Here is a 9,669-nt window from a genome sequence, read left to right as displayed (position 1 = left end):
GCTGCGTTGTCCTTCCTGGCCGGTCGGGAGTGGGGACAGGCCGGGAATCGCCAGCGGTGGTGCCGTCGATTGCGGTGTGATGGTGAAGGTAACCGGCTGGCCAATCAGGCGGGCCAAGGCCAGATCACGCTCTGCCATCGTTACCGATATGGTCAGTTGGTATGGTCTATCTAGTGCTTCTTCAATGTGAAATTTATAAACCGATAGCGCAAGCTTGAAGCGGGACGGGAATGCTAACTGGTAAGGATTTTGCATGGGCTGGGCTCTGGCTGTAGGTAAGATGGTGATGTGCCATGCAGCGCAAGGGTGACATGTCCAGATTGGCAATAAGGGTTGTTGTTGCTTTGCAAGTGTCGGCATGCCGTGGTGACCCCTCGCGCTGGTGGAGCTGGAGGCGGCATTAGACTGGGCGAAAAACTAACCGGCAATGTCTGTTCAGCCAGTTTTACTGACAGGCCTAGTCAAAAGACATGTTTATGGTGGGCTTATCGTTGCTGACTAAGGCAATGAAGGTAGGCAAATGCGTAGCGGCACGGGGGCTGTGATGCGGGCCCCTATCCCCGTTTGTGAGTGGTAATCACAGATTGGTGATGGGCGGTTTGGCACGGGATTATTGTTTGGGCCATCGGGGGAAGGTTTGCTTCCGTGTGTTGCTGGTGCCGGTAGATAGCCCCAAGGCGGCTGCCAGCTGGGGCTGGTCAGGGAAAATGGCAATCTGCCCGGCAAATTGTGCTGCGATGTCGTCATTCCGCTGTATGTCTGCCACGGCAATCCCGGCGGTAATGTCGGAGGCACTGTCTTCCACTCGCAGACAATCGCCGGGGCGACAGCCAACAGGCGCAGCGCGTGGTGGATCAGCATCGGGTCGGTCTTCCGGGCATTCACTTCATAGGCACTGATGATGGTCTCGCCAAAATACGGTTTTAGCCCGGTGCGGTACAGCGTACAGACTGGTTTCTATCTTCTCGCGCGGGCCGTTTGAGGCAATGCAGCCGGCAGTTGCTGGGCTGCCAGAAAATCATGTGCGCATCGTCGCCGGAGTGCGCGACGTAAAAACCCTGCAGGAAATGGACTTCCCGGTGCGGAGCCGTGCCATCAGCAGCAAAGGCACTATCAAGGCCATGTCGGGTTCGGTCAATATCCCGGTGGTGTGCGTGCCTGCCTGGCGTAAACGTCACTCTCTGTATTGGCCACCCTGCGGGGTGGCATTTTTTTGGCCAGGGCGGTACAGAAACGGCAAGGCCGGGATGTGGGGCCGGGCGGCGTGGGCGTCAGGCCTTGGTATCGACCGAATTGCCCAGGTGGCTGGGGTTGCTGACGTATTCATAGATGCCGACACCAATGGCAACACCGGCCAGCAGCGGATGGGCTTCAACGATGGAAGCGGCTTCGGTCACCACGGAGGAGCCCGCCTTGAGCAAGGCCCCGCCGGAGGTGCTGATGAATGAACCGACTGCGCCCAGAAACATGGTTGGATTCCTTATTGCATTTATAAGAGGTATCGACGAAAACGCGGTCGGCTTGATCTTCTTTACCCGGATTTACATTGCAGGCTGCCGGCATGAAAAACGGCTGGCAGTGCTGCCAGCCGTGAAATTGCCGTGGCTGCCGTAGCAGCCATGTGGAGCATCAGAAGGATGTGGACATACCCACGCCAACACTGTGCAGGGTGTTGCCATTGGCCAGTACCACGGTGCTGCTGGCATTGGTGCCGGTAGTCAGCGGGCTGAAGCCGAAGTTGGCGTTTTGCAGTGCGCCGTTACTCAGGCGGGTGGCATAGGTGTAGAAGCTGGTGCGCTTGGTGGCGGCATAAGTGGCACCCAGCACCCACTGCGTGGCCTTGTAGTCGTCGGCATTGCTGGCATTGTTAAGGCTGCCCAGCTTGCTGTAGGACGCCTTGAGGGCAAAGCGTTCGTTTACGGGCTGGCTGACGCCAATGGTCCAGCCGGTCTGGGTCTCGGTCTGGCCGCCGCTGGCCAACTGGTAGCTGCCACGTTCCACGCCGGCACCCAGCAGGGTGCCGGTGCTGCTGAAAGTCCACTGTGCCAGCAGCTTGGCAAAGTCCACATGCTTGCCAGCGGCGGCGGTGCCGGAATTGCTTTGCTCGTAGCCAGCGGTATCAAACTGGCGGTCCCAGCCGAAACCGGCCTTGAACGGGCCATCGCCATATTTCACCGCCAGGCTCAGGCGGCTGCGGTTGGTGTTGTTGGTTTGGGTTTCGTCCACGCCATAGGACACGCCACCCTGCCAGCCGGACAGCAGCGGCGAGATGTAGTGCACCGAATTCTTCAGGCGGGTTTCACCACGGCTGAACAGCTGGTAAAAGCCCGGGCCGGTGCCCCAGCTGTCGGCAATGGTGCCGGCCATCACGTCGATGCCAAAGTCGGCGGTGCTGCCCACCAGCGATTTGTACACCGTGTCGTTGTAGCCGGCGAGCAGGCGGCCGTATTGCTCGCTGGCCATGCCGACAAAGCTGTTGCGGGTGGCCAGGGTGGCACTCTGGCCCCAGTCGGTGCTGCCGCCCTGTTCGAAGTTGCGCAGGCTGGATTCCACCTGCCAGATGGCTTTCACGCCATTGCCCAGGTCTTCGTTGCCGCGAAAGCCGATGCGCGAGTTGTTGTCGGTGACACGGGTGGTGGTGGACTTGGTGCCGCCCGTGCCGCCGGATGCGCCCACCGATTCTATCGAGGCGCTGATCACGCCATAGATGCTGACCGTGCCGTCGTCGGCATGGGCGTTCAGTGCGGTGAATACGGCACAGGTGGCCAGGCTCAGTTTGAGAGTGGATTGCTGCATGGTTTCTCCTCCATCGTAGATATTGGCTGCGTTGTTGTGACAATTCTTGTTATTGCAAACGCTAATCTAGGGCAGGGGAGATGGTGGCGCGTTGCCATTAAGTGAACTTGCGTTGCCGTGTTATGCCCTTGCACGGGCCGGTGCTGGCAGCGGTACGGGCGCTGGACTAGATTGCTATGAAGCCGGCCGCGGCGCTGGCGTTGCCGGCTGTGCCGGGGCGGGCAGGGGACGTGTGTTAAGTCGCGCAAAGTGTGGCAAATGCACAAGCCATGGCAGGAAGGTACCGACCATAATCCCCGCTTTATGGTGTGCGCAATTCAGGAGTGCAAAGCGTGAACAACAAGATGAAGCGACTGAAGCCAAGGTTTGCCGGCAGCCTGTTGGCCCTGTGGTATGGCCTGTGTCTGCTGCTGGGTGTGCTGCCGCAGACGGTACAGGCAGCCGATTACCAGGCGCTATCACCACAGCCGGCTGTGATCAGCTGCAGCGCATTGGGCCGCCAGGTGCTGGATGGCGTGGCAGATGCGCCGGTCAGCATCAGTGCCGCCAGCGTGGTGAGCACGCCCAAGGGCGAATTCTGCAAGGTGGAGGGCAATATCGCGCCCAGCATCGGCTTCGAGGTGGACCTGCCTCTGAAAGGCTGGACCCAGCGTTATCTGCAGGGTGGCTGCGGCGGCTTGTGCGGCATGACCCGCGTGGGCATCAGCAATGCCGGCCGTTGCGGGCCGGCCTTGAATGGCGAATTCGTGGTGGCCGGGAATGATATGGGCCACAAGGGCTCGATGATGGGGCCGGATCAGGCCAGCTTCGGGGCCGATCCGCAACAGCGCATCGACTTTGCCTACCGTGCTAATCACCAGACCGCGCTGGTGGCCAAGGCGCTGATCCGCGCCTTTTACGGCCAGCCGGCGCGCTTTGCCTATTTTGTCGGCTGCTCGGATGGTGGCCGCGAGGCGCTGATGGAAGCACAGCGTTATCCGGACGACTTTGACGGCGTGTCTGCCGGTGCTCCCGCCGCGCTGTTTCAGCTGCAGAACTCGCTGTATCACGGCTGGAACGTGGTGGCCAACCAGCGTGCCGATGGCAGCAATATCCTGCTGCAAAACCGGCTGGACATTCTGCACCGTGCGGTGCTGGCGCATTGTGCCGAGGGTTCAGAGGTGAAGGACGGCCTGCTGCAGGACCCGCTCAGCTGCAAGGTGGACCCGGCCTGGGCGCAGTGTCCGGCCAATGCCCGCGACAGCAGCCAGTGCCTGAGCGCCGAGGAAGTGGCGGTGGCACGCAAGCTGTACGACGGCCCGCTGGATACGGCTGGCCGCAAACTGACCATGGGTGGCGTGCTGCCCGGCTCCGAACTGCAATGGATGGTGGCCAGCAGTGCGCATGGCAAATCGATGAGCAATGACATTGCCGCACTGGCCATCAGCTATCTGATCCTGCCGCAGGTGGATCTGGCCATGGGCAATCTGCAGCAACTGCGTTTTGATGACGGCAGCTTCCGGCGTCTGGCGCAGCTGGCACCGCTGTACAACGCCACCAATACCAATCTGCAGCCTTTTCGTCAGCGCGGCGGCAAGCTGATTTTGTGGCATGGTCTGGCGGATACCTCGGTCACGCCGGCGGTATCGCTGGCCTATTACCAGGGTGTGCAGCAACAGCTGGGTGCAGCTGCCACCGACAGCTTCATGCGCTTGTTCCTGCTGCCCGGCGTCGGTCATTGCGGCGGCGGGGAGGGTTACGATCAGGTGGATGTACTGAGCCCGCTGATGGCCTGGACCGAGCTGCAACAGGCCCCGGCTGCGCTGCTTGCCGGCAAGCTGGCCCATGCCGCCCCGGACTTCATGGCTGGGCCGCCACCTGCGGATTTGCCTGCCGCGGGCAAGCCTGCACAGGGTGTACCTACCCTGCACGTGGCCCCCATGGCCAGCAGTCCGCTGGCGCGTCCGTGGGGCGAAATCAAGGCGACTCGCCCGGTATATCCGTGGCCAATGATTGCCCGCTATCGTGGCAGCGGCGATGTGAACGATGCCGTCAGCTACCAGCCACAGCGTTCGGCACTTGTCCTGCCGCTGGATTTCAACAGTCTGGCCAGCACCCTGATCGGGCCGGACAATCAGCGCAATTATCAGGTAGTCAATGGCCGGCTCACTGCCCAGCCGTAAACCGTCAGCCGCTGCTTCAGCGGCTGACGCTTGTTGCCGGGCCGTTGTTGAAGTAGTGGCGCAGGTATTGCTCCATGGCAGCGGCATCCAGCGGGCGCGAATAGTAATAGCCCTGGAAAGTGTCGCAGCCGTTTTCGCGCAGAAACTCCACCTGCGCGATTTCCTCCACCCCCTCTGCGGTAATGCCTAGCATCAGGCTCTTGGCCAGCATGATGATGGCCTTGCACACGGCAGCGTCCTGGCTTTGTACCGGCGTGTTGCAGATAAAGGAGCGGTCTATCTTCAGCCGGTCCACGGCCAGGTCCTTCAGCACCGCCATGGATGAATAGCCGGTGCCGAAGTCATCAATGGCTACGGATACGCCGATCTGTTTGAGGTCTTTCAGGATGCGTTTGCTGTTTTCCAGCGATTGCAGCACGCTTTCAGTGATTTCCAGTTCCAGCAGATGCGGGGCCAGGCCGCTGTCGGCCAGCTCTCGTGCCACGCGCTGGCGGAAGTCCGGCTCGATAAACTGCATCACCGACACATTGACTGCTACCTTGAGCGGGTAGTGGTAATCGGCATTCCAGCGCCTGGCCTCGATACAGGCCTGTTGCAATACCCAGCTGCCCAGTTCCTGGATCAATCCGCACTCTTCGGCCACCGGAATGAACACATCCGGCGGAATGTTCTGTCCCTCATCCTGCCAGCGCAGCAGGGCTTCAAAGCCGATCAGCACGCTGTCCACCACCCGGATAAGCGGCTGGTAGTGCAGGGTAAAGCTGCGTGTTTTCACTGCATGGCGCAGCCTTTGCTCCAGTCGCAGCCGCTCGTGCACTTTCTCAGCCATGGATTCGTTGAAGGTGCAATAGCGGCGCTTACCGGCCTGCTTGGCCTGGTACATGGCGCTGTCGGCAGCGCTCAGCAGTTTTTCTGCGGTGGTGCCATGCTGCGGATACAGGGCAATGCCGATGCTGCAGGTCACCACAATGCTGTCCTTGCCGGCCTGCATCGGCTGCTCCAGTTTTTCCAGCAGGCGGTCGGCCATGGTAGTGCAGTCCTGCTCGCTGCTGTGCGGACAGATGATGAAGAACTCGTCACCGCCGAAGCGCACTGGAATGTCGGCCCGGCGGATGGTTTCGCGGATGCGCTGTGCCACCACCTTCAGCAACTGGTCGCCCATGGCATGGCCCATGCCGTCGTTGATCAGCTTGAAACCGTCTAGATCGATGAAGACCAGCCCCATCTGCGTGCCGCTGGTTTCTGCGCGCTGCAGTTCTATGGCCAGTTGCTCATTCAGCAGGTAGCGGTTGCCAAGGTCGGTCAGCGCATCATGAAAGGCCATGCGGTTGAGTTCGATTTCGGCTTTCTTGATGGAGCTGACATCAGTGCAGCCGATGATGTAGTGCGCGGGCAGGTCCATGTCGTAGGACACCAGGCAGATGTGTTCCCAGGCGGGAAAGTGCTCGCCGTTCTTGCGTTGGCACATCAGCTCGCCATGCCAGCCCACATCGCCCAGTTGTTTGAGCTGGCTGTAGAACTCGGGTGTGTGTTTTTTTACGTGCAGCAGTTCGTCGATATCCTGTCCCAGGATTTCCATCAGCGAATAGCCTGTCATGCGCAGGAAAGCCGGGTTGGCCGATTTCACCAGCCTGTCGTTGTCTATCACCACAATGCCCTCGGCGGTGGACTGGAACACCGCGCCAGCTTGCTGCAGCAATTGCTCGGACTTGATGCGCTCGGTGATGTCACGCAATACGCCGATCTGCTTGGCGCTCTCCTGCCATTGCGGTTCGTATTCCTGTACCGACATCTCTACCCATACCGCGTCGCCATCGTCCGGGGTGATGGTGGTGATCATGTCCACCCGGCCACGGTCTTTCAGTAACTGGTTCAAGCGGCTCTGGTCTGCCAGTTCCAGCAGGCGCAGAAAAGGCGGGACCGCCTCCTGACGCGGGGTCATGTCCAGGCCGGTGATCTTGCCAAAATAGCCCTGGCCGGTGAATGTCGATTGCTGCTGGTCCCATTCCCAGATGCCCAGCTGGGCAGTTTCCACCGCCAGCATCAGCAGTTTTTGCTGTTTGTGGACTTCCACCTCGGCAGTGCGGCAGGCCAGCGCCATTCGGATGGTGGCATTCAGTTCGCGCAGTTCGAACGGTTTGAGCAGATAGCCGTAGGGTGCGCTTTTCTCGGCCTGTTGCAGGATGTTTTCTTCAGCAAAGGCCGTCAGGTAAACCACCGGGATATCCAGCGTCTGGCGGATGATGAGTGCGGCTTCGGTTCCGGGCATGCCGCCTTCAAGGTGGATGTCCATCAGGATGAGATCTGGCCGGAGCTTGCCAGCAGCGGCAATGGCTTCCTCACCGCTGGCGCAACTGGCCACCACGTCGAAGCCCAGGCTTTGCAGCGCGATTTTCAGATCCAGTGCGACGATGCGCTCGTCTTCGACGATCTGGATACGGTTGGCCATGAATCTACTCCCGGATAAGGTCTGGAATGGTCAGGGTGAAGCAGCAACCCTGGCCCGGTGCCGTGTCCAGCGTCAGTGTGGCCCTGAGCTGTTCGGTCAGCATGGGCAGCAGTTGGAAGCCCAGCGTGGACGTACTGCCCAGCTGCACACCATCGGGGCAGCCTTTGCCGTTGTCGCGGATCAGCAGTTGAACTTGCTCGGTTGAATCCAGCAGGATTTCCACCTTGCCCGGTTGGCCTGGTACAAACGCATGCTTGCAGGCATTGACCACGATTTCATTCAGGATCAGTCCGAAAGGAATACTGTTGTGTAGCTCCAGAAAAGCTTCCGGCCCATTCCGTTCGAACACGAAGACAATATGATTGCCATAGCCGGTGCTGACATCGCGCAGCAGGTGGGTCAGCCTTTCTATGTAAACCGACATCGGAATGCGCGAGAAATCATTGCGCTCGTACAGCAGCTGGTGGATCAGCGCCATCGAGCGCACGTGGTTCTGGCTGTCCAGCAAGGCTTTGTTCACTTCCGGTGTGGCGGTTCTGGCCTGCAGGTTTAGCAGGCTGGATATCACTTGCAGATTGTTCTTCACCCGGTGGTGTACTTCGCCTAGCAGCACGGTTTTTTCCTGCAGGGCCTTTTCCAGATCCAGCTTGGCGTAATAGCGCTCGGATACATCGGAAATACAGGCCAGGGTAAGCAGTTCGCCACCTACTTGCAGTGGGTTGAGGCCGATTTCACAGGGGAACTGCGTGCCGTTGCGGTGCTGGGCAAACAAGGGCTTGCGATTGGCCATGCCACGGGCTTCCGGCTGGCGGAAGAAACCGGTGACATAGCTGCCATGCTGGCTGCGAAAACCTTCTGGCAGCAGATGGTCCAGCTTTTCGCCTACCAGTTCGCGCCGGCTGTAGCCAAACAGCTGCTCCATGCGGGTGTTGATCAGACGGATGACGCCGTGCTGGTCCACCATCATCAGGCCGTCCGGGGTGGATTCCACCACTTCGCGGAAATAGGTTTCGCTGATCTGCAAGGCCAGCTCGTTCTGCTTGCGCGCGGTAATGTCGATGCCGGAGGCAATCAGGTTGCTGATGTGGCCATCGCCGTCCCACAAGGGCCTGAGCATGAAGTCTATGGTCATGCGGCTGTCGTTCTTCATGCGCACAACTACGTCGTAGCGCACGGTCTGGCCACTGGCTGCACTGGTGATGGCCTGTTGCAGCTCTTGCTGAATGGCAGGATCGTGGTTCCACCAGTAGCACTCCCAGAACGGCTTGCCCTGTACCTGGGACAGCTCCAGCCCGGCCTGCTCCAGCGGGGCACGGTTGGCTTCCAGCAAGATGCCGTCGATACCCAGCACACCCACAAAGGTAAACAGGGCGTCCAGTACCTTGCGTATGCGTTCGCTGCTGGCGCGGATGGCCTGCTCGGCCTGCTTTTTCAGCGAGACATCCTCCACCATGGCGATAATCCCGCAGGACTGTCCCTGCTTGTCAATGCGCGGGTGGTAGCTGGCATTCCAGTGGGTAAAGCAGCCGGAACCAGGTGGAATCTCGGCACTGGCCTCGAAATTGCACTCGGGCACGCCACTGGCCATTACCTTGTGCATGATGGCTTCCAACCCGGGGCCGACTTCTGGTAGCACGTCACGCGGAGTGCGACCGATGTGCGCTTCGGGCGGCAGGCCATTGGAGTTGGCCAACTGATGGTTGATATGGGTGTAACGCAGCTCGCTGTCCAGTACGGCAATGCCGATGGGGGAGGTTTGCAGCAGGTCTGCGAGCAGTTTTTCCATACGCCTGTTCCACCTTGTCATGAGGGGATGACTGAATACCCATTATGGGTAATGAAAATGCGTATTGAAAGTATTGTCTGGTTTGTTTGCGCAATTTCACCCGGGAGACGGGGTGGCGCATTGCCTGACGCATGGTGGTCAGCCGGGCTGGCAAGGAGTGGGACCAGTCTTGCGGTGGCGCGATGTAAATTCCTGTTTCTTGCAATCCAGTTGTCAGATCAAATAGTCGGACACAAAATTTTTATTTTGTGGCGTGAATTGTTCTTATTGTTTTGCGACTTTTTTTGAATAAAAATTGCCAATTATCAAAAATTGAAATGTGTAATCATTCGGTTTTGCGAATAATCAATATTATTGGTGTTCGGGTTTCCGAATGGGTTGTTTTCCATTGTTTTCAATGACCTGCATTTCATTGCGTGCTTGCATTGAAGTGGTTAGCATGGATACGTAGTCAGATCAAAGATGATCAATGATGG

General features: G+C 59.1%; 7 protein-coding genes and 1 pseudogene. 3 read left to right on the top strand and 5 right to left on the bottom strand.

Annotated features, from left to right (window positions below; genetic code table 11):
- On the bottom strand, positions 1–255 hold a 255-nt coding region (locus tag QVF59_RS00740), incomplete at its 3' end, for a hypothetical protein (protein ID WP_287876761.1).
- 731 nt (positions 256–986) lie between these two features.
- Here QVF59_RS00740 and QVF59_RS00735 point away from each other — a divergent pair.
- Positions 987–1,142, top strand: a pseudogene (locus QVF59_RS00735) (RraA family protein); the annotation flags it as partial.
- Positions 1,143–1,271: 129 nt separating this feature from the next.
- On the opposite strand, the gene QVF59_RS00730 reads toward QVF59_RS00735, so the two are convergent.
- Positions 1,272–1,469: a hypothetical protein gene (locus QVF59_RS00730; RefSeq protein ID WP_287876765.1), complete on the bottom strand. Its 198-nt coding sequence runs from the start codon at positions 1,467–1,469 to the stop codon at positions 1,272–1,274.
- Here QVF59_RS00730 and QVF59_RS00725 point away from each other — a divergent pair.
- Positions 1,441–1,614: a hypothetical protein gene (locus QVF59_RS00725; protein ID WP_287876760.1), complete on the top strand. Its 174-nt coding sequence runs from the start codon at positions 1,441–1,443 to the stop codon at positions 1,612–1,614. The genes QVF59_RS00730 and QVF59_RS00725 overlap by 29 nt on opposite strands.
- Before the next feature lie 15 nt (positions 1,615–1,629).
- On the opposite strand, the gene QVF59_RS00720 is transcribed toward QVF59_RS00725, so the two are convergent.
- A complete protein-coding gene (locus tag QVF59_RS00720) occupies positions 1,630–2,796 on the bottom strand; it encodes a porin (protein WP_287876759.1) in 1,167 nt (388 codons plus the stop codon).
- 332 nt (positions 2,797–3,128) lie between these two features.
- Between QVF59_RS00720 and QVF59_RS00715 the strand changes: the two genes are divergently transcribed.
- Positions 3,129–4,958, top strand: a complete 1,830-nt coding sequence (locus QVF59_RS00715) for a tannase/feruloyl esterase family alpha/beta hydrolase (protein WP_287876758.1) — start codon at positions 3,129–3,131, stop codon at positions 4,956–4,958.
- Between the two features lie 16 nt (positions 4,959–4,974).
- Here QVF59_RS00715 and QVF59_RS00710 read toward each other — a convergent pair whose 3' ends face one another.
- On the bottom strand, positions 4,975–7,407 hold the full coding sequence (locus tag QVF59_RS00710) for a two-component system response regulator (protein WP_287876757.1): 2,433 nt from the start codon (positions 7,405–7,407) through the stop codon (positions 4,975–4,977).
- A 4-nt stretch (positions 7,408–7,411) separates the two neighbouring features.
- Complete coding sequence (locus tag QVF59_RS00705) at positions 7,412–9,193, bottom strand: PAS domain S-box protein (RefSeq protein WP_159877266.1); 1,782 nt, start codon at positions 9,191–9,193, stop codon at positions 7,412–7,414.
- Positions 9,194–9,669 lie beyond the last annotated feature (476 nt).

Origin of the sequence: Aquitalea sp. (assembly GCF_030150775.1) — a bacterium.
Lineage (GTDB): Bacteria > Pseudomonadota > Gammaproteobacteria > Burkholderiales > Chromobacteriaceae > Aquitalea > Aquitalea denitrificans.
Note: the sequence above shows the minus strand (reverse complement) of the source record. Positions and strands in the feature narration are given on the sequence as shown.